18 protein-coding genes are annotated in these 20105 nt (G+C 44.8%); 8 read left to right on the forward strand and 10 right to left on the reverse strand.

Translation table 11 applies throughout. The annotated features are described in order from the left end of the window. Nucleotides 1–13: 13 nt before the first annotated feature. On the reverse strand, nucleotides 14–892 hold the full coding sequence (locus tag KUL49_RS16730; RefSeq protein WP_131138022.1) for a DUF417 family protein: 879 nt from the start codon (nucleotides 890–892) through the stop codon (nucleotides 14–16). A 247-nt stretch (nucleotides 893–1139) separates the two neighbouring features. Between KUL49_RS16730 and KUL49_RS16735 the strand changes: the two genes are divergently transcribed. After that, complete coding sequence (locus KUL49_RS16735; RefSeq protein ID WP_131138023.1) at nucleotides 1140–1598, forward strand: hypothetical protein; 459 nt, start codon at nucleotides 1140–1142, stop codon at nucleotides 1596–1598. Here the strand turns inward: KUL49_RS16735 and KUL49_RS16740 are convergent. From KUL49_RS16740 to KUL49_RS16750, 3 genes are all read right to left on the reverse strand, one after another. Next, entirely contained in the window at nucleotides 1595–2647 is a 1053-nt protein-coding gene (locus KUL49_RS16740; RefSeq protein ID WP_131138024.1) for a hypothetical protein, read from the reverse strand. The genes KUL49_RS16735 and KUL49_RS16740 overlap by 4 nt on opposite strands. 79 nt (nucleotides 2648–2726) lie before the next feature. After that, a complete protein-coding gene (locus KUL49_RS16745; protein WP_242633870.1) occupies nucleotides 2727–3185 on the reverse strand; it encodes a hypothetical protein in 459 nt (152 codons plus the stop codon). A gap of 155 nt (nucleotides 3186–3340) precedes the next feature. Further along, nucleotides 3341–4252 (reverse strand): LysR family transcriptional regulator, encoded by a 912-nt coding sequence (locus KUL49_RS16750; protein ID WP_131138025.1) that lies wholly within the window; start codon nucleotides 4250–4252, stop codon nucleotides 3341–3343. A gap of 107 nt (nucleotides 4253–4359) precedes the next feature. Here KUL49_RS16750 and KUL49_RS16755 point away from each other — a divergent pair, with 107 nt between their 5' ends. Both KUL49_RS16755 and KUL49_RS16760 read left to right on the forward strand, forming a co-directional pair. Beyond that, nucleotides 4360–5217, forward strand: coding sequence for an SDR family oxidoreductase (locus KUL49_RS16755; protein ID WP_131138026.1), 858 nt, complete (start codon nucleotides 4360–4362; stop codon nucleotides 5215–5217). Nucleotides 5218–5360: 143 nt separating this feature from the next. Then, entirely contained in the window at nucleotides 5361–5798 is a 438-nt protein-coding gene (locus KUL49_RS16760; RefSeq protein WP_131138027.1) for a DUF2177 family protein, read from the forward strand. Here KUL49_RS16760 and KUL49_RS16765 read toward each other — a convergent pair. Together KUL49_RS16765 and KUL49_RS16770 are read right to left on the reverse strand one after the other, a co-directional pair. After that, nucleotides 5776–6930 (reverse strand): acyl-CoA desaturase, encoded by a 1155-nt coding sequence (locus tag KUL49_RS16765; RefSeq protein ID WP_131138028.1) that lies wholly within the window; start codon nucleotides 6928–6930, stop codon nucleotides 5776–5778. The genes KUL49_RS16760 and KUL49_RS16765 overlap by 23 nt on opposite strands. Continuing rightward, entirely contained in the window at nucleotides 6927–7985 is a 1059-nt protein-coding gene (locus KUL49_RS16770) for a flavin reductase family protein (protein WP_242633871.1), read from the reverse strand. The genes KUL49_RS16765 and KUL49_RS16770 overlap by 4 nt, the downstream gene beginning before the upstream one ends. Nucleotides 7986–8274: 289 nt before the next feature. Between KUL49_RS16770 and KUL49_RS16775 the strand changes: the two genes are divergently transcribed. Further along, nucleotides 8275–9360 (forward strand): alkene reductase, encoded by a 1086-nt coding sequence (locus KUL49_RS16775; RefSeq protein WP_014975972.1) that lies wholly within the window; start codon nucleotides 8275–8277, stop codon nucleotides 9358–9360. 225 nt (nucleotides 9361–9585) lie between these two features. Here the strand turns inward: KUL49_RS16775 and KUL49_RS16780 are convergent, their stop codons facing one another. Then, nucleotides 9586–9804 carry a hypothetical protein gene (locus KUL49_RS16780; RefSeq protein WP_014948746.1) on the reverse strand — a complete coding sequence of 73 codons (219 nt, stop codon included), beginning with the start codon at nucleotides 9802–9804 and terminating at the stop codon, nucleotides 9586–9588. Between the two features lie 311 nt (nucleotides 9805–10115). Between KUL49_RS16780 and prfB the strand changes: the two genes are divergently transcribed. Continuing rightward, a protein-coding gene (prfB, locus tag KUL49_RS16785; protein ID WP_101563798.1) for a peptide chain release factor 2 occupies nucleotides 10116–11214 on the forward strand; the annotation gives its coding sequence in 2 pieces (ribosomal slippage) (nucleotides 10116–10190 and nucleotides 10192–11214; 1098 coding nt in all). Nucleotides 11215–11237: 23 nt separating this feature from the next. Then, a complete protein-coding gene (gene lysS / locus KUL49_RS16790) occupies nucleotides 11238–12806 on the forward strand; it encodes a lysine--tRNA ligase (protein ID WP_014948748.1) in 1569 nt (522 codons plus the stop codon). Nucleotides 12807–12846: 40 nt separating this feature from the next. Here the strand turns inward: lysS and KUL49_RS16795 are convergent, their stop codons facing one another. From KUL49_RS16795 to KUL49_RS16805, 3 genes are all read right to left on the reverse strand, one after another. Then, nucleotides 12847–13785, reverse strand: a complete 939-nt coding sequence (locus KUL49_RS16795; RefSeq protein ID WP_131138029.1) for a ketopantoate reductase family protein — start codon at nucleotides 13783–13785, stop codon at nucleotides 12847–12849. Nucleotides 13786–13877: 92 nt separating this feature from the next. After that, nucleotides 13878–14630: a pseudouridine synthase gene (locus tag KUL49_RS16800; protein ID WP_131138030.1), complete on the reverse strand. Its 753-nt coding sequence runs from the start codon at nucleotides 14628–14630 to the stop codon at nucleotides 13878–13880. Continuing rightward, on the reverse strand, nucleotides 14630–15196 hold the full coding sequence (locus KUL49_RS16805; RefSeq protein ID WP_014948751.1) for an Hpt domain-containing protein: 567 nt from the start codon (nucleotides 15194–15196) through the stop codon (nucleotides 14630–14632). Before KUL49_RS16805 ends, KUL49_RS16800 begins: the two co-directional genes overlap by 1 nt. A 337-nt stretch (nucleotides 15197–15533) precedes the next feature. On the opposite strand from KUL49_RS16805, the gene KUL49_RS16810 reads away from it, so the two are divergent. After that, nucleotides 15534–18419 (forward strand): pitrilysin family protein, encoded by a 2886-nt coding sequence (locus KUL49_RS16810; protein WP_131138031.1) that lies wholly within the window; start codon nucleotides 15534–15536, stop codon nucleotides 18417–18419. Nucleotides 18420–18493: 74 nt separating this feature from the next. Further along, entirely contained in the window at nucleotides 18494–20092 is a 1599-nt protein-coding gene (gshA, locus tag KUL49_RS16815) for a glutamate--cysteine ligase (RefSeq protein ID WP_131138032.1), read from the forward strand. The last annotated feature ends 13 nt before the right edge of the window (nucleotides 20093–20105 follow it).

Genomic DNA, 20105 nt, shown 5'->3' on the forward strand with positions numbered 1-20105 from the left:
TTGCCGTAAAGCCTTACTGTGGCGATTGGCCCAACTGCGCTTCTTCGCGATCTCGTGAAACTGCCTCGAACAGCGTAAAGTAAGCCACCACAGCAAGATTAGCGACAAACCAAAGGTCTTTAATAACGAATTGACCTAGGCGGTTGACGATAGTCGTGCTGTTAAAGGTATCCGGCACAGTAAACAAAAACGTTTGTGTCATCAGAAAAACCGATAAACAAGCCAGTCCGCTCGCAATGATCACCGGCTTGTTCTTAGTAAAGATGCCCGCACCCAATAGCAGTGCAAAGAGGACATCAAACCCACCAATTACATTCGATGCTCCTTGAACGCTAAACACAGCATAGAGCCACGACATAAACGGTGATGTTTCAACTAGCCCCACAATCGCATTGGCTTCAAACTCGAAAAACTTCATGCCTCCTATCCATAATAAGACCATGGCTACAGGAGCAAAATTAAGGTATGTCAGTTGCTTGTGCGAAAATTTTTCGCGATAAAACAAGAATAGGAAAAGCGGTAATACTGCGAAGTACTTAATGATGCCTTGACCGCTGCCAATAATCGGGAAGCCCCCTAAATCGGCCATCCATCTTGTTGGTGACAATAACGTCAGCAATGGAATGGCAGTGACAAAAGCGGCATATAGTGTTATTGCTTTTGCTGAAACAAGGTTAAAACGTGCTGCAATGGTCATTAACGGTAGTAACAGCAATGCGATACCAGAAAAAGCACCAAGGGCACTCTCGCTCAACACAGTGTCTAACGAGTAGAAACTAAATGTAGCGATAAGTGCATTGGGGTTTGCACCCAATAAAAATGTTAGGCCAAGAACTGCGAAGCTAAAAGTGAGCAATGCGGTGACCATGTTTTCGGTTTGGTTTAGTGTCATAAAGCGTCCGTAAATACTGCTAGTTTTGCGAAGTGTATGTAGAGACCCGTCGAGGTAGCACTAAAATTTCATAGGTTTGATAATTTATTAGGCATAGCGCAATAAGCAAATAAGGATTTATCGACAAAATAAGAACTTATCTAATAGCGGTTGTCATAAGTAGCAGCGGTCTTAAATAAATTAGGTCTTAAGTAATGTGGGGCTTAAATAGTAGTGGGTTAAAAAGTAAAATAAAGTGAGAGAAAAAATGAAACAAGCAAGCAGTAGAGCACAGAAGCGTTTTAGGATCTGGTTAATAGCAGGCGTGTGTGCAGCGTTGTCTGCTTGTGGCGCTCAGCCCCCAGAACCTATTGATGAGCCAATCGCGAGTGTTGAAGACGTCGAAAGATTAGAGCAAGTTGTTGATACCTCATTGCCTTTGGTACAGCAGGCCTATTCCATTGAGTCCGAAAAAGTGTGCGATAAACACGGTGGTAACTGGAAGAAAGTAGGCCGACAGCAGGCGCATGCTTGTGTGCTCCCAGCAAACGATGCCGGTAATGCGTGTAATGACAGCAGCGAGTGCGAAGTGGCTTGTGTTACAGGAAACAATCAGGTAGAAGCAGGGCAAAAGGCCAGTGGCGTGTGTTTAGAAACTACCGACCTTTTTGGCTGCAGAGCCTATGTTTCAAAGGGCGTTGTGGAGCATACTCTTTGTGTTGATTAAATCAAAAGGGACGAGAGGCGTTTTATCCACGTATGACTCTGTCTTAACTTTTTGATTGATGCTTCAATATCTTTAGTCGTGTACTCATTGAAAACCTGAGAACTGGGGTATATTGCCGGCAATTCATTTAGCATTTGCTTCTGGTGCTCTGTTGCATCAAAAAGAACTGGCGTGCCTTTGGCAAGAGGAAATATCAATCGTTCATGAAGTGCAAATAGAAAGCCGGGAGAATTGTGAACGACATACTTGGCTTTCTCCATTTTTTTGAGCAGATCTGTGTAGGGTATTTCTTCATGATAGTCATGTTCAGGGTACTCTTCTGCGTATTTTCTAACGTTTCTTCCATAAACTGATAGACGTACACCCTTATCTTGATAATTGCTAAGCACCTGATTACGAGACAATGCTCTAATATAGCGATCTGCTTCGCATGTGATTTTATATACCTTCTCATCTAACGCTGTCGTAGGAGGTCTATTACCGTTGGGCAAAACGCCAATGGCCATTAAGAATTCATTAATACTTTTCACTTGCTCTAATGCTGGCTTTATTTGTTCGAAAACACCAAGTTCGATTAGAGCTTGTTTGGCGGCGTTCAAATCCATATAGCTGGCTGGAAATAATACTTCGTCCGTTCTATCAATATTCGCAACAACCGTATCGGTGATATCTTTGCTGCTGACAGCGTGGAAAAAGTCTTTCGCTGGGATATTAAGCAAGTTAGCAAACGCAGTATGTTCTTTTGCAATGCAGAGCAATTCATATCCCTTATACTTTTGCAGGTGTGGTAAAAGTAAAAGCGGATGGTCAACAGCTAGAGCATAGGTTTTGCCAAGCGCAAGCGCAGTATCCAAGCCAGAACCGTTCATGCAAATGCTAAACTTTATCTGACTATGATCTATCTTGTTAAGAATATTTGCTGCTAATTCACCGTCGTTCACAGGTAATACAGTGCATTGTTCTCCCAGTATGGCTAAGTCTTCTTGAATACCTGAGCTGAAGTGTGACAATACACCGTATTGATTGATAACACCGAATATTAGAATCATCCTAATCCTTCTTTATAGAGTTGGTTTTATTTTTTAGTTGAACATTAAAACATTCACTAAGCAATTTAGTGGTTTTGCGTTATGGGCTATTTTTTCTAGTAAAATTAAAAACATCATTATCTGAAGCTGTTTCATTACATTCGCCTAATAGGTGCAGTCTATCTTCGGTTTGATGTGTATCGATTTCTATATAGCCTGTTTGGCAATAACCTGTTTCATCCAATTTTTCATTAAGAGAGGCATAGAGTTGCTCAGTCATTCTATCACTGCTATCAGAAGATTTTTGTGATGAGCCTCCTCGGCTTTCTTGCCCTCCACGGCCGCCACGACCACCACCATCACCCCCTTGACCGCGACCGCCTCTGCCGCCACCGCCTTCTCGCGGTTTCATTAGAGGAATGCTAAAGGCGAAGAGCTTGGTACCGTCTTGCTTGATCTTCGTTTCAAAAAATATTTCATCCATGTCTAAAGGTGGTGGCCTATGAGCGCACGCACTGACAATCAAAGAGGTCGTTATTACTAATAGTGTTTTATTCATTTTATTTAACGCTTATTTGAACCACGTCACTTTGAGATTCAAACGCCTCTTTAGTTGCAGCACCCAGTGTAAGTTTTAAGTAAAGCATTTCGGTATGCAAACTTCATAACGAGCGTATCGTTACAAGCAACACTCATTACGTTATGCATTTTACATCAAAAAGAAGCGGCATTGCCGAAGCGACAAGTCTCAACCAGATAGTCAATAAGTGCTCGGGTACGGCTTGGCACATGCTTACGAGAAGGATAAACCAAGGTAAACAACAAGGTTTCACTTCCAAGTGACGGGAAAACTCGTATAAGTTCGTTAGATGCGACTTCTTTTTGCACAGTTGAAGGTAGCAGCGTAGATATTCCCAACCCTGCTTTGACCATTTCTTGAACAAGGTGAGGAGAATTACACAGCTCGTAATGTTTGGGTGTAACGTCGATTGGTGTGTTGTCCAGCGTTAGGTAATGCATGATTCGTGAATTTAACTGAGATAGCAAAATCCAGGTATGATTATTAAGTTCTGCAATAGTCTTAGGTTCACCATATTTTTTGAGATAATCAGGGCTAGCATATAAGGCGAATTGTTCTTGATATAAGACCCTACCGACGAGCGAGTCGTCTCGTGGCAAACCAATTCGAAGTCCTACATCAATATTCTGAGCGATAAGGTCGAGCTTATCCTCACTGCTCACTATGTGTAAATCTATTTCAGGATAGCGGCGCTTGAACTCAGGCAGCAACGGTAATAAAAACTTGTGTGCAATGTCGTTGGTGACTGTTATTGATACTCTTCCTTTTGGCGCTGTTTGACGCAGCTCTTCATCAATACCATGCAAAATCTCGTGGCACTTTTTCGCATGGGAAAATACAGCATTTCCCTCGTCAGTAAGCATGAGCTGTCGAGTAGTTCTTTGCAGTAATCGCACGTCAAGAGATGCTTCTAAACCAGCCACTTGCTCGCTAACTCTAGATCGACTGGTGCCTAAACGGCGGGCAGCTTCCGCAAAGCTTCCACATTCTACTACGCTGGCAAATATGGCGAGTGCCTTAAGATGTGAATAGTTAATTGTACTCATATTCGTGACAATTCGTTCTGTATATGTCTACTTATCATAACAGTGTTTCACGCACATAATCACCTCTGTGTTCAACCAGTACTCATTTAATTGATAGAGGATAGATTATGATTGCAGTAACCGGCGCTAACGGACAATTAGGTCAAAAAGTTATTCAAACACTGCTTAATACAGAGAAGGCAAACACAATTGTTGCACTAGTGCGCAACCCTGATAACGCACACGCATTAAAGCAGTTGGGAGTAGTAGTACGACAGGCCGACTATAATAACCCGGAAACGCTTAAGTCAGCTTTTGAGGGTGTTGAGAAGTTGTTGCTAATATCAGGTACAGAGTTTGGGAAACGCTTTGAGCAGCACAAAGCGGTAATAGATGCAGCTATGGCACAAAACGTTAGCCTCATTGCTTATACCAGTTTGTTGAAAGCAGATACGTCTCCTTTGCTGTTAGCGCAAGAACATAAACAAACCGAGGCTTACTTTAAAAATGTGTCAGCGCCTTTCGTGTTTCTTCGAAATGGGTGGTACACGGAAAATTACACCGATAATGTAGACAGCGTACTGCAGATGGGAGTGGTGGCAGGCGCTGCAAAGCAGGGAGTTTTGTCTACCGCTAGCCGACAAGATTATGCAGACGCCGCAGTGGCCGTTCTTCTATCATCGCAAAATCAAACAGGCAAAATTTATGAGCTTGCTGGCGACACGGGCTTTACGCTAATGGAGTATGCTTCCACCCTATCTGAAATTACCGGCGAAGATATTGGTTTTTTAGACATGGATGAGAGCGCTTATAGAGAAGCACTCATTAAAGCTGGGCTGCCTGAAGGTATGGCAGCAGCATTAGCAGATTCAGAGCATTACGCCGCCTCGGGGTGGCTCCAAGATAACAGCGGCACCTTATCATCACTACTTGGTCGTCCAACTGCAACTCTGCGTGCAACACTTGCTGCGAAAATGAAAAGCTGAGTATTTAAAAGCTAAGTGAATTACCATCCCATGCGCATTACCTTGAATTATCATTCAAGTGGTGCGCTTATTGTGCAACACTTGCGTATTCATATTTTAAATCACTTGCATCCGCAATTTGCTTATTTACAGGGATAGGTTCCATGCTTTCCAACATCACTCGCTTTGCGAAAAACATCGTCGTGTCGTTAATTGCAATCTTTGTGTGTTTTGGTGTGCTCGACTTCTTGTGGCTTGGCGTTATTGCGGATGGCTGGTATCAAAGTGAAATGGCTCCTCTGCTTAGAAGTCAATTTATCACGTGGCCTTGGGTGGTTTTTTACCTCATGTATGGATGTGTGGTGTTTGTACTTGCTGTGGTGGCGAACAGAGATAAGTCGTTACTTTATGCAGGGATCGATGGCGCGCTTCTAGGGTTGGCCAGTTATGGCGCCTACAATTTAACGGCGTACAGCATAATTGAAGGTTTTACTTTGTTTATCATGTTGATTGATTGGGCGTGGGGCACGTGCCTAACCAGCGCAAGCGCCATGGCCGGCTGGTTAGGGTTTCAACTGGTTAAGGGAAAGAGTAGCGAATAATGCGTTTTAACACGCTGGCGTATTGTTTTAAAAAGCCGCCAGTGTTGTAGTGCATGCCGTGTTCTTCGAATACGGCTTTTACCTTGGGTGCCATCTCTCGGTAGCGTCTGGCTGGGATATCTGGAAACAGGTGGTGCTCAATTTGAAAGCTTAAATGCCCAGTAAGCACGTGAAACAGGTTTCCGCCCTTTATGTTCGATGAGCCAAGCGCTTGTCGGTAGTACCATTGCCCTCGGGTTTCATTAACACAATCTTCTTGTTTAAACGTTTCCACGTCGCCAGTGAAATGGCCGCAAAAGATAATAGTAGATGTCCATAAATTGCGTAGTAAATTGGCGATAAGGTTGCCGGTAAATACCCATAAAAATAACGGCCCAGCTAACAAAGGAAATAGTACATAATCTTTTACTAACTGACGTGCGCCTTTACTAAAAAAGCGTTTCTTAAGTTCATTATGGGTAACCTGATTCTTACGGTTGTCCTTCTTTTTTCCAAAAAAGACCCGCTCAGCGGCCATTTCGTGATACGACACACCCCACTGAAATAAAACACTAAGTACGATGTAAGTCGCAAACTGCCATAGGTTTTTTACACGCCATCTAAAATCGTTAGACAGGCGAAGCAAGCCGTAGCCAAAGTCTCTGTCTTTCCCAATAATATTGGTATACGTGTGATGCTCGTAATTATGAACGCGATTCCAGCTCGCACCATCGCAGGCAATATCCCACTCATAGCCTTTCGAATTAATGTGTTTGTCGTTCATCCAATCGTACTGGCCGTGCATTACGTTGTGGCCTATTTCCATATTATCGAGAATTTTTGCTGTAGCTAAACTCAATACGCCGGCAACCCAGAGCAGCGGTTGAATGAACCCCAACATTAAAAGTATCCGTCCGCTCCACTCGCAAATTCGCTGAACAAGAATAATACGTCGGATATAGGCCGCATCTTCAGCACCCACTTTTCGTTTAATGTCAGCTTTAATTTCATCAAGCTGAGCGGCAAGTAACTCGTAGTTCGGTTTCTCTTTAGTGCTCGTTGACCGAATAGCTTTGGTTTCACTTATCGGAGAATGCGCCTGTTCGATGGCTTCTTCACGGTGTTGGTTGTCTATTGCAACGCTGGTGTTCATAGTTGAATCTCCAAATCAGTAACGGCTTGTGATACACACAGCTGAATAAGTTGCTCTGCGCTATCTGAAAGCTCACCCGTGCGGGTATCTCTCACTACGCCCCGTTTCTTAACACATTGGCATTGATGACAAATTCCCATGCCACAGCCATAAGTCACAGGTTGTTCTGCTTGCTGAAGTTGTATAAGTAGGGTTTGCTGATTGTCGACAGTTAAAGGTTGGCCGTTGTGTACCAAGGAAAAGGTTTCACTTTGGCTAAGACTAGAACTGCTTAGGACAGGAAGCGCAGCGAAGTGCTCGCTCGAAACAGGGACGTTGATCGTATTTGCATAACTTTCAACTTGCTCGAACATGGCATGTGGACCACACACTAACCAGTGTGCATTGGCAAAGTTACACAGATGCGCTTCTACGTCTCCGTCTTTTTGCTTGCTCAAAATATCATAGGTGAAGCGCTCACAGCGCTGACTGAACGCTGATAATTCATTGAGTAATACATGCTCGTCCGGCTTAGCAAAATAAAGTAAGTGTACCGGTGTATGGTTTAGCTGCGCGTTGTTGACGGCATCGTCAAGCATGGCAATGAAAGGAGTTATACCCGAGCCGCCCGCTATCATAAGTAGGGGCTTTTCAACCTTCGGCCAGATAAATTCCCCCATAGGGGCTGAGATATTTACCCATTGATTAGGCACACAAAAGTGAAGATAAGGTGTTAATGCGCCCTGAGCTTTAACCTTGGTTACAAGACGAATCTGCTTTTCTTTTTGTCGGGTGTTAGCACCACTCGCTATGGTAAACACGCGAGTGGTGAGCCTGCCATTAATTTCTATGGTTAATGCGATATGTTGCCCTGCAACATGCGTTGGCCAAGACCTCTCTGGTATAAGTAACACCTCGAGCATATCCGTGCTCAGTTTTTTTACGGTCACGACCCTAGCTCTGAAATACCCATCGCGCCACGCGGGTCTAACTTGCTGCATTAGCACTTCCCAGTAGCCCTTCCAAGAGGCATGGTGAAAAATGCGATCAGTGAATTTATCTAGTAATAGTCTCAATGTAGAAATCACACCTGTATTTCGTCGGAATATCTTAAATACAAAAAGGATGAAAATATTTTAGCTTACACTTGTACGCTAACTCAGCGCACAAGTGTAAGCTTAATTTTTTCTGCGTCAAGAGGAGATGCATGAAATTTGGGATAACGTCGTCGAAATACACCGGTACTTTTGTGAAAAATGCAAAAGTGCTTTGTTAAAAATGCGGGTTCTAACCCAGCTTTAGGGCCTTATATCTACCGTTATCCAAACGTGTAAATTGCAAGAATAAAGTTTAAAGGACTGTATTATGAAACTATTTGAAACCCTATCGCTGGCTGGAAAAACGCTGAACAATCGGGTTGTTATGCCGCCAATGACCCGCTCCCGCTCAACGCAGCCGGGAGATGTGCCCAACACCCTTATGGCTGAATATTACGCTCAGCGCGCAAGTGCAGGGCTTATTGTGAGTGAAGGCACACAAATTTCGGCACTCGGTAAGGGTTATGCGTGGACGCCGGGGATTTATACCAAGGCGCAAATCGATGGCTGGAAGTTGGTAACAGATAAAGTCCATGAAGCGGGTGGTGTGATGTTTGCGCAACTTTGGCATGTGGGTCGCGTATCCCATCCTTCAAATACAGAGGGGAAGCAGCCTATTAGCGCATCGGCGATTCAAGCAAAAGGCGTAAAAGTATTTGTTGATGAAGGCGGCAACCCTGGCTTTGTTGAGTCGGTCATGCCCCGAGAAATGAGCATTGAAGATATAAAAGCCGTGGTAGAAGAGTATCGCGTTGCGGCGCGCAATGCCGTAGATGCCGGATTTGATGGCATTGAGTTGCATTCGGCTAATGGTTACTTGCTTAACCAGTTTATCGATTCTCAAAGTAATACAAGAACTGATGAATACGGCGGAAGTGTACAGAACCGTATTCGTTTCTTGAAAGAAGTGGTGCAGGCTGTGTCTGAGGAAATTGGCGCTGATAAAGTAGGTGTACGTTTGGCGCCCCTAACAACATTAAACGGGACAGTCGACGACAATCCCGAAGAGACATATCTTGCGATTGCTTCCATGCTTAATAGTTTCAAGATTGGCTATATGCATATTGCCGAAGCCGACTGGGATGATGCGCCGCAAATGCCAATATCATTCAAGATGGCTATTCGTGAAGCCTATAGCGGTCTGCTCATTTATGCCGGAAAGTACGACACAGAGCGTGCCGAACAAGCTCTAACTGAAGGGTGGGCAGATATGATTGGTTTTGGTCGACCTTTCGTGGCGAACCCAGATTTACCCTACAGACTAGCGAATAATGTACCCCTGAATGAGCACAACCCCGATACGTTATTTGGCGGTGGTCAGAAGGGCTACACAGATTATTCTTTTGCTAAATAGCCGGAAATTCCAGCGGGTGTGTAAAAAACACTTTGCTCAGGAAAAAGGGGCAATCCATTAAAAATGAGCATGGCTCTTTTTTACCAGAACGAACAGCACTTAAAACATGTTGTTCGTTCTAAATCTTACTTTCGTCAGTCAGCAGTTAGACTCATTACGTAACAGTTATACGCAGTGATATGTTAACACCGTTGATACTCACCGAGTCATTTCTGCACTTTACGGTTAATATTTACGATTGCGATATAGCCAAGTGAAAATTCCGCTTCCCGCTATTAACATTGACGTGGCAAGCCACAATTTAGAAATGGGCGTGCCGTTGGGGCACTGCAACGCCATCGTTGCCCCCGCAAGGTTCTGGCAATCGACGAGTTGGCCCAAGGCCAATACAAAAAGACCGAGAAGTACGCCGATAACGGCATAAGACAAATTATTGAACGACATACTTTTCCTAAAAGATTTTCCAAACAATTCGCACTCTAAACGCACGCGACACTAAGCAATAATGCTCCAAACTAGTGCAGCTGTAGGCTGCCTTTAAAAACATTTACTCTATTTGTATGGGCTAAGACAGCCTACCCAACAGTATGTGCGCGCCATTGAACGGTGAAAATACTCGCTTCAACGAAGGTGCTTAAAATCCATACGAAAATTAGCACAAGCTCAGTGTCGCAATATTTGCGCCAACCCCTATCAAAATTCCTTCAAATTCGGTACTATCCGCGGTCTTAAATTTTTAACGAAATAAGCGGACTATGTTTGAAATAAACCCCGTTATGAATGCGATAAAAGATATCCGCGAGCGCACTGAAGCGCTTAGGGGGTATCTTTGACTTTGATGCAAAGTCAGAGCGTTTAGAAGAAGTTAGCCGAGAGTTAGAAAGTCCTGACGTTTGGAACGAGCCAGACAGAGCGCAGGCCCTTGGCAAAGAAAAAGTGGCCTTGGAGCAAATCGTAGAGACGATCCACAAGCTCGATCAGGGAACTGAAGACGTTGAAGGTCTCGTTGAATTGGCCGTTGAAGCCGAAGATGAAGATACCTTCGTTGAGGCCCAAAGTGAGCTTGAAGGCTTAATTGAGCAGCTAGAAGTGCTTGAGTTTCGCCGCATGTTTTCTGGCCCTAACGACGAAAACGACTGCTATATTGATATTCAGTCGGGCTCTGGTGGTACAGAAGCACAAGATTGGGCCAATATGCTGCTGCGCATGTATTTGCGTTGGGGCGAAGCGCACGGTTTCAAAACGGAACTTATTGAAGTGTCGGAAGGTGAAGTCGCGGGCATTAAAAGTGCTACGCTGCGCGTTCAGGGCGAATATGCGTTTGGCTGGCTACGCACAGAAACAGGCGTACACCGCTTAGTACGTAAATCGCCGTTTGACTCGGGCAACCGCCGTCATACGTCGTTTTCATCTGCGTTTGTATATCCTGAAATTGACGACGACATCGATATCGAAATCAACCCGTCTGATTTACGTATAGACACCTATCGCGCATCGGGCGCGGGTGGCCAGCACGTAAACAGAACAGATTCAGCGGTACGTATTACCCATGAACCTACGGGCATTGTGGTGCAGTGTCAGAACGACCGCTCGCAGCACAAAAACAAAGATCAGGCGATGAAGCAGTTAAAAGCCAAACTTTATGAGTTTGAACTGCAAAAACAAAACGCCGAAAAACAAGCGATGGAAGACAGCAAGTCTGATATCGGCTGGGGAAGCCAAATACGCTCTTACGTTTTGGACGATTCCCGCATTAAAGATTTGCGCACTGGCGTGGAAACACGTAACACTCAAGCCGTGCTGGATGGCGACTTGGACAAATTTATTGAAGCCAGCCTGAAATCTGGGCTGTAAACCGAACAACGAAGTGAAAGGTTATGACTGACCAACAAACAGACGATAACAAATTGATTGCAGAGCGCCGTGCTAAGCTAAGCGCTATTCGCGAGCAGTGCCGTGCAAACGGTTTCCCAAACAGCTTCCGTCGCGAAAACTATGCGGATGAGCTTCAAGCTAAGTTCGGTGAATTCGACAAAGAAACGCTACAAGAGCAGGGTAACAAAGTAAGCATCGCTGGCCGTATTATGGCAAAGCGTGGTCCTTTCATGTTGCTTCAAGATATGACTGGCCGCATTCAGGCATACGCAGATAAAGACACGCAAAAAGCCCTTAAAGCAAAATATGGCGCACTAGATATTGGCGACATTATTGGCGTGGCGGGTGACCTGCATAAGTCAGGTAAAGGCGACCTTTACGTGAACATGGAGCAATACGAGTTGCTAACCAAAGCACTTCGTCCATTGCCAGAAAAATTCCACGGTTTGAGTGACCAGGAAACGAAATATCGTCAGCGCTACGTTGATTTGATCACAAGTGAACAAACGCGCAAAACGTTCATGATCCGTAGCAAGATCGTAAACGGTATTCGCAATTATCTTACCGAGCGTGACTACCTTGAAGTAGAAACACCGATGCTTCAGGTTATTCCTGGCGGCGCGACGGCGAAGCCATTTGTGACTCACCACAATGCGTTAGACATCGATATGTACCTGCGTATTGCACCAGAGCTTTACCTTAAGCGCCTAGTGGTTGGTGGTTTTGAGCGTGTGTTCGAAATTAACCGTAACTTCCGTAACGAAGGCTTATCAACTCGTCACAACCCAGAGTTTACTATGCTTGAGTTCTACCAAGCGTATGCAGACTACAACGACCTGATGAACCTTACCGAAGATATGCTGCGCACGCTGGCAGAAGATATTCTTGGTACAAGCATTATCAAAAACACAACTAAAGACGCTGAAGGTAACGTAACGTCTGAAGTTGAATACGATTTTGGTAAGCCGTTTGACCGCTTAAGCATGGGCGAAGCTATTCTTAAGTACTGGCCAGAAGCTAACGAAGAAGCTATTCGCGACCCAGAGGCGAACCTTGACGCGCTTAAAGCAATGGCAAAACAGCTTCACATTAAAGAGCCTGAAGTTGATGGCATTTGGGGTGCGGGTAAGTACCTTTGCGAAATCTTCGAAGCAACCGCGGAAGAGAAGCTTATCCAACCTACGTTTATTACAGAATATCCGTGGGAAGTATCGCCGCTTGCGCGCCGTAACGACAACAACCCATTCATTACAGACCGCTTCGAGTTCTTTGTAGGTGGACGTGAATTAGCGAATGGCTTTAGCGAGCTTAACGACCCAGAAGATCAGGCGGAACGTTTTGCAAAGCAGGTTGAAGAGAAAGACGCTGGCGACGATGAAGCCATGCACTTTGACGATGACTACATCCGCGCCCTTGAATATGGCTTGCCGCCAACGGCGGGTGAAGGTATCGGTATTGACCGTCTAGCTATGCTATTTACTGATAGCTCTACCATTAAAGATGTTATCTTGTTCCCACACATGAAGCCTCAGGCGCCAAAAGACGCGCAAGAAGCGGGTGAACAAGAATAATCTTAATCCTTAAATAGCGTGATTTAGGTGTTCGGCGCCGTTAAAGCTTCAGCGCCTTAACACGCTCTACTAAAAGGGTATTCTCGGGAACGGGAATACCCTTTTTTGTTGCCATATCTACAATGTAACCGTTGATGGCGTCTATTTCTGTTTGTCTACCGTGAGCAACATCCTGATGCATACTTGAGTAGTTTTCTCCGGTCGCCTTGGCGACAGACAGCACATTTTCATGAACTGACAGTGCATCAAAATCTAGCCCGTAAGCATCCGCTACCTGTGTGAACTCATTGCAAATTGAAATACGGCTTTGTTCAAATTCAGGCTTAGCAATGTGCTTATTTTGGATATTGTGAAGCGCCGTTAGTGGGTTAATCACGGCATTAACGGAAAGCTTCGTCCACAATGCTCTTAGAATATTATTTTGGTATTGCACCGGCGGAAGTGCGTTATCTAACGTCGCAATTGCGCTGGCTAGCTGTGGCGCTATTTGTGAGAGGGCGGCCAATGTTTGAGGTGATGGCTTATCTACATTAGGCGCTCCAATTTGCGTTGCGCCAACGCCAGTATACTTAACATGAAAACCACTTGATGTACTTACCTTTAACGCGCCATGACTGGTTGTAGCAAGAAGCAAAGGATAATCGCCGCCAAGTAAATCTCTTGCGACCTCAAGCCCGCCCATACCGTTGTGAAGTAGCACAACGGTAGGTTGTTGTGTAAGATAGGGAAGCCATTGAAATAGGGCGGCTTTAAGTTGATATACTTTAAGGGGGAATATCAGCACATCACTTTTAGGTAACACGACAGGTGAAGGCTTCGCAGGTTTTAGCGCAGTGGTTTGGCCGTTTTGCCAGTGTGCGCAAGAGGGCATGGTTTTCATGTCTCTGGGGTAGCAGTCATACGGCACGCCATTTTTCTGGGCGCTTGCAGCAATGAGGCTTCCTATGGCACCGCCGCCAACTATATGTAGTTTACCCATTAGCACCTATTAAACATTCAAAGTAGCTTCTATTTTCTTATGACTATTAGCACCTATTAGGTTAGCACCTATTAGGCCGTTCGCGTTTTCCCCTAGCACGCCGGCAAAAAGCGTGCGGGCAGGGAAGGCCATGGATAAGTCTCAGGCGCATTAAGCCCATTGTACCAAGTCTGCACATCGGCTTCGTTTATGACTTCACCTGTATCGAAAGGTGCAGTAACCGCTAATTCACCAGAAGACAAAGGTAGGCGCAAATGCCATGCATGAAGATACAGCCTGTCTGATGTCTCACCCCCATAAAGTGTATCACCCAAAATAGGTGCGCCAATGCTTTTAAGCGCCACACGAATTTGATGGGTTTTCCCCGAGTGAGGCTTTACGATAAAGCCTCGGGTACCGGGCTTAGCCGCGCTACTGAAAAACTGAGTGATAGCCGGGTTTTCTGTGGTTTTTAGCAAAATCCGCTGGCCGCCTCGACGATTTTTCATATCGCCCATTATCATGCCTTGTTTCTTTTTAGGCTTGTGATCACTTAGCGCCAAGTAGTATTTGCTCACACGTCGTGATGAGAAAAGCTCGCCAATTTCTCCGGCTACAGCTGCATTTTTAGCAAGACACAAGCAGCCCGACGTGCCCGTATCTAAGCGGTGGCATAGATGCAGTTCTGTTACGGCTAACTGCTTTTTTAATCGGGTGACAATGCCGTCTATTTTTTCTGGTTCGCCGTTTTCGGCAATATTTTCTCTAACATCTGCCTCATTAGTGGCATCGTGCATAGCAATGCCAATAGGCTTGTTAACAATAATGAGGTCTTTATTTTCAAAGAGAACGGGGATCGGCTGCACTAGCTATTTTCTAACTCTGAAATGGCTTCTTCATAGTCAAGTTCGTCTACCGCATCGATAATAGCCGAGCGCTTTTCTTGTGGTAGGGCAAGGGCATCTAGCCATTCATCCAGTTTGTCCTGGGCGATAAACTCGCTCGCTTTCAGCGCTGTCATTAACTGTTTTCGCGCTTGCTCAGCTGCTGCTCCATTCGCCGGTGCCGGGGCAGAAGCTGTGACTTCTGGCTCTTTGATCAACGCATCAACCGCAGCAATGGTTTCATCAAGTACTGCGATAAAAGCAGGGTATTGTTCAGCAACGCGTTTGTCGTTTCTAAAGCCGCTTTCTACAGGCTTGCTCGCATTGTGCAAAGCAAAAAGCCCTAGGTTTCCTGTCACGCCTTTTAGTGTGTGAACAAGAGAGTAAGCCTCATTAAAATCGCCCTTAGCAACATGCGCCTGCAAGTCAGCATCAAGAGAACGGTATTCGTCTGTAAACTTACCAAGTAGGGTGAACAACAGTTTTTTGTTTCCACTTAGCTGTGACATTCCAAAATCAATATCGACTACTGTTGTTGACTGATCCATGCAACTATCCTTTTTATTTCGCAACTTCTATTGGGCTATTTCTATTCCAAATGGAAACCGTTTGTCAGTTCATTCGTACCACTTAGCGAATTCAACTGGCTAAAGCCTATTTTACAAAAGACTATGAAGTGTAAGTGTATTTCAGAAATACACAAATTAATACAATCATAGCAAAGTCGAAGCAAGTAAAGCGCTAAAAAGTCTGGTAGTCTTCGAAAATTCGCTTGCGCTATAGAGATAGCAACCTCTGTTTTCACCCAATAAGCCAAGTACCACTCAGTGAATATAGAGTGAAAAGGCAGAGTGAAGAATGTGTAGTAATTTAAAAGGAATCATCATGTCAGGAAAACTGACCCTACGTACCTTCGTTATGACCATAGGCGTCATTGCAGTAACAGCGTGTCAGCACGTACAGGAAGAGAAGACGAATAACCAACTAAGCACAGTAGCTGATTCGTCGAACACCGTGTCTATTCCTTACGAAAAGTACACATTAGAAAACGGACTTACCGTCATTCTCCACGAAGACCATTCTGATCCACTGGTTCATGTTGACGTTACCTATCACGTTGGCTCTGCGCGAGAAGAGGTAGGTAAATCGGGTTTTGCTCACTTTTTTGAGCACATGATGTTTCAAGGCTCAAAACACGTTGCCGATGAGCAGCATTTTAAGGTTATTACAGAATCGGGCGGTAACTTAAACGGCACAACCAATACCGATCGCACTAACTATTTTGAAACCGTACCGGCTAACCAATTGGAGAAAGTCCTTTGGCTAGAATCTGACAGAATGGGCTATCTTTTAGAGGCCGTAGATCAAACTAAGTTTGAAAACCAAAGAGAAACGGTTAAAAACGAGCGTGCGCAACGAGTGGACAATCAGCCCTATGGATTGCGTTTCGAGCTTAATGGTGAAGCGCTATATCCTGAAGGGCATCCATACTCATGGATGACTATCGGCTATGTAGAAGATTTAGACCGGGTTGACGTCAATGACCTAAAAGCCTTTTTTAAGCGCTGGTATGGCCCGAACAATGCGGTCCTAACTATTGGTGGCGATATCGACGTAGCCAAAACCAAAGCGTGGGTGAACAAGTACTTTGGGGAAATCCCAACAGGACCGAAAGTAGAAGAGCCTGAGCCTCAGCCAGTAACGCTAGACGAAACCCGTTATGTAACGTTAGAAGATAAAGTTCATCTTCCGCTTCTGCAAATAACTTACCCTACAGTGTATGGTCGCCATGAAGACGAAGCGCCACTGGACGTGTTGGCCGATATTTTAGGCGGTGGAAAAACCTCACTGTTTTACAAAAACCTAGTGAAAGAAGGTATGGCGGTGCAAGCCGTGGTGTCTCACCCTTGCCGCGAACTTGCCTGTGAATTTCAGCTACTCGCTTTGGCTAACCCTGCAAAAATTACCTCACTTTCTACTCTTCAGAACGTACTGAATGAAACCCTAAAAGAGTTTGAGACACGTGGTGTCACGGCAGATGATTTGGCGCGTACAAAAGGACAAATTGAAGCGCGTACGGTATTTGGCTTACAAAGTGTGTCTGGAAAAGTGTCAGCCCTCGCCGCTAACGAAACCTTTTACCAAACGCCAGATTTGATTGCCGAAGATATTGCGCGCTACAACGCCGTAACTGCTGAAGACGTTATGCGTGTTTACAATAAATACATTAAAGACGCCAACAGCGTTGTGTTAAGCGTGGTGCCAAAAGGGAAGGTTCAGCTCGCTGCGGCTAAGCAGACCTTTGAACGTCCGGTGAGAAATATTGAAATCGATACGGTAGATGTGTCTGATGACGAAGCCTTTTCCAGTGCCCTATCTACCAATACCGCCCCTAGCTTTGATAGAAGCGTAATGCCGAAAGCCGGTGAGGCACCGGTTGTGGAAGTTCCTGATTATTGGGAGTCTGAACTTGCTAACGGCATTGAAATACTTGGCGTAACCAGTACCGAAACGCCAACGGTAACGCTTACATTAGGTATGGATGGCGGCATGTTGCTAGACCCTGAGGGGAAAGCGGGTACGGCCTACTTAACCGCGTTACTTATGAATGAAACTACAAAGCATTACAGCAACGAAGAATTAGCCAGCGAACTTGCAAAACTGGGTAGCGCTATCCGATTTAGTACTGCAGGTAGATACTCACAAGTTTACGTGTCTACTTTAACCAAGCATTTAGATGAAACCCTAGCGCTGTTAAAAGAAAAGCTGTTCAACCCTGCGTTCACTCAAGAAGATTTCGACCGCATGAAAGAGCGTGTTGTACAAGGCTTGCAGCAACAAGCGAAAACGCCGTCTAGCTTAGCTCGCCGCGCGCGTGACCTCGTTCTTTTTGGTGAAGATAACCGCGTGAGCCTGCCGGATGAAGGCACGCTGCAAACTGTGCAGAATATCACGTTGGAAGATGTTAAAACGTTTTATGCCAATTACTATTCGCCAGATAAAGCGAGTATCGTCGTTGTTGGTAACTTACCGAAAAAAGACATGGTGAATACACTAGACTTTATTGGTCAGTGGAAGGGGAATACCTATGAATTTGCTGATTACAGCGACTTTCCCAAGTACGAAGAAAACCAAATTTTCCTAGTGGATAGCCCAGAAGCGGTTCAGTCGGTAGTATTTATTGTTGATAGAAGTTTACCTTTTGATGCGACAGGCGATCACTTTAAGTCTCGCCTTATGAACTTCCCATTAGGGGGAGCATTTAATAGCCGCATAAATCTGAACCTTCGAGAAGATAAAGGCTACACCTATGGAGCAAATAGTGGTTTCGTTGGTGGCAAAACCCTTGGCTGGTTTGAAGCAAGTACCGACCTCACTGCTGCTAACACAGGTGAAGGTATCGCTGAAATTTTAAAAGAGATTAATCGCTACCGCATTGAAGGTGTAACCGAGGAAGAAATTGCGTTCATGCGCAATGCCTTTACGTTAAGTGACGCACTTGAATTTGAAACACCTACCAGTAAAGCGCGCTTTTTAAGGCAATTGCTTAGCTATGGTCTTGATAAAGGCTATCGTGAAGAGCAGCTTGCTATTATCAACAATATTGATAAGAAAACGATGGATACCTTGGCAAAGCAATATTTGAATCTTGATAAGATGCAAATTATTGTAGTAGGCGATAAAGCTAAAATTTTGCCTCAGTTAAACGCGCTATCGATGCCAATTATCGAGTTATCAGTAGAGAGTAACACCCGAGAAACGTTAAACTGATAGATTGATTTTTGTTGAATTTACATTATTGCCCCCCATAACAGGGGGCTATATTGACATAACGGACCACCATTTTGACTGTAGACTCATCCCGTTTTGAAGCGCGCATTGCTGCGCTTAAGTCACCCGAATTTCTCGCTGCGCTAAAAGATATTAAGCGCGGCGTTGAGCGCGAAGCCCTTCGTATAAACCCGAACGGTACGTTGGCACAAACACCCCATCCTAAACCGCTGGGATCTGCGCTAACCCATGATTCAATCACCACAGACTTTTCTGAATCGTTGCTTGAATTCATTACGCCGCCAGAAAACAGTGCTGCCAAAACGATTTCTCAGTTAAAAGATATCCATAAATTCGTTATTGATAATATTGGTGAAGAGCAAATATGGCCGCTAAGTATGCCATGCTTTATAGATGATGAAGCGCACATTCCCATCGCCTATTTTGGTGAGTCAAATGTGGGCAAGATGAAGCGTGTATATCGCATTGGTCTTAAAAACCGCTATGGCAGTATGATGCAGGCAATTGCCGGCGTGCATTTCAACTTTTCTCTTCCCGAAACGTTTTGGAAGCTATGGGCTGAACTGAACGGAAAAGAACATTCTCAAGAGCAGACTTCAGCCGATTATTTTGGGCTTATCCGCAACTACCGCAGGTTGTGTTGGCTTATTCCTTATTTGTACGGTGCATCCCCTGCATTATGTGGATCGTTTTTAAAAGGAAAGCAGCATGCGTTACCTTTTAAAAAGGTAGGTAAGGGCACGGTATACATGCCATACGCGACATCACTTCGCATGAGTGATTTAGGCTACACAAGTGCAGAGCAATCGTCGCTTAAGATTTGTTACAACAAGCTAGACAACTATGTCACCTTGCTGCGCGATGCGATGAATACGCCGTCATCCCGGTTCAGCCAGTTTGCTGCAGGCGAAGAGGGCAATTATCAACAGTTAAGTCGCAACATCATTCAAATTGAAAATGAACTGTACTCGCCTATACGCCCTAAGCAGCCCACTCAGTCAATGGAAAAGCCAACAGACGCTTTGGTTAGACGCGGTATCAGCTACATTGAAGTGCGCGCTCTAGATGTAAATCCATTTTCGGCAATTGGTATTTCACAGACGCAATTCGATTTCTTAGATGTTTTCTTAGTGGCGTGCTTACTAATGCCAAGTGCAGAACTTGACGAAGCGCAGCTTAAAGAAGCTAAAGAGAATATGAATAAAGTGGTGTTAGAAGGGCGAAACCCTGATTTGCTCCTGCAAAATGGCGGAGAAAATATTTCACTACCTAAATGGTGTGCCTCGCTGTTTAAGTCCTTCGAGCAAGCTGCCGAATTACTCGATTTAGCCAATGATACGTCGCGTTATACACAAGCGGTGAACGTCGAGGCTGAAAAAGTGGCGGATCCGGCGCTAACACCGTCAGGTAAACTACTTGCTACTTTGCTAGAAAGTGACAAAGATAATGGCGTGTTGGGCTTAGAACTGGCACAAGCTTATCAAGCTGAGATGAAGTCTTTTGAATACACGGATACGGATGCTGCTGGTTTTGCTGCCCAAGCTGACGTGTCGTTTGCTGCTCAAAAAGAAATAGAAGCTGCTGATGTTAAAGACTTTGATACATTTATTCGTGATTATTTCGCTGAGGCCCCAGCAAAAAAAAATGCCTGACATAGGTCAGGCA

The organism is Alteromonas sp. KUL17 (genome assembly GCF_006538305.1).
In the GTDB taxonomy this organism is placed as follows: Bacteria; Pseudomonadota; Gammaproteobacteria; order Enterobacterales; family Alteromonadaceae; genus Alteromonas; species Alteromonas macleodii.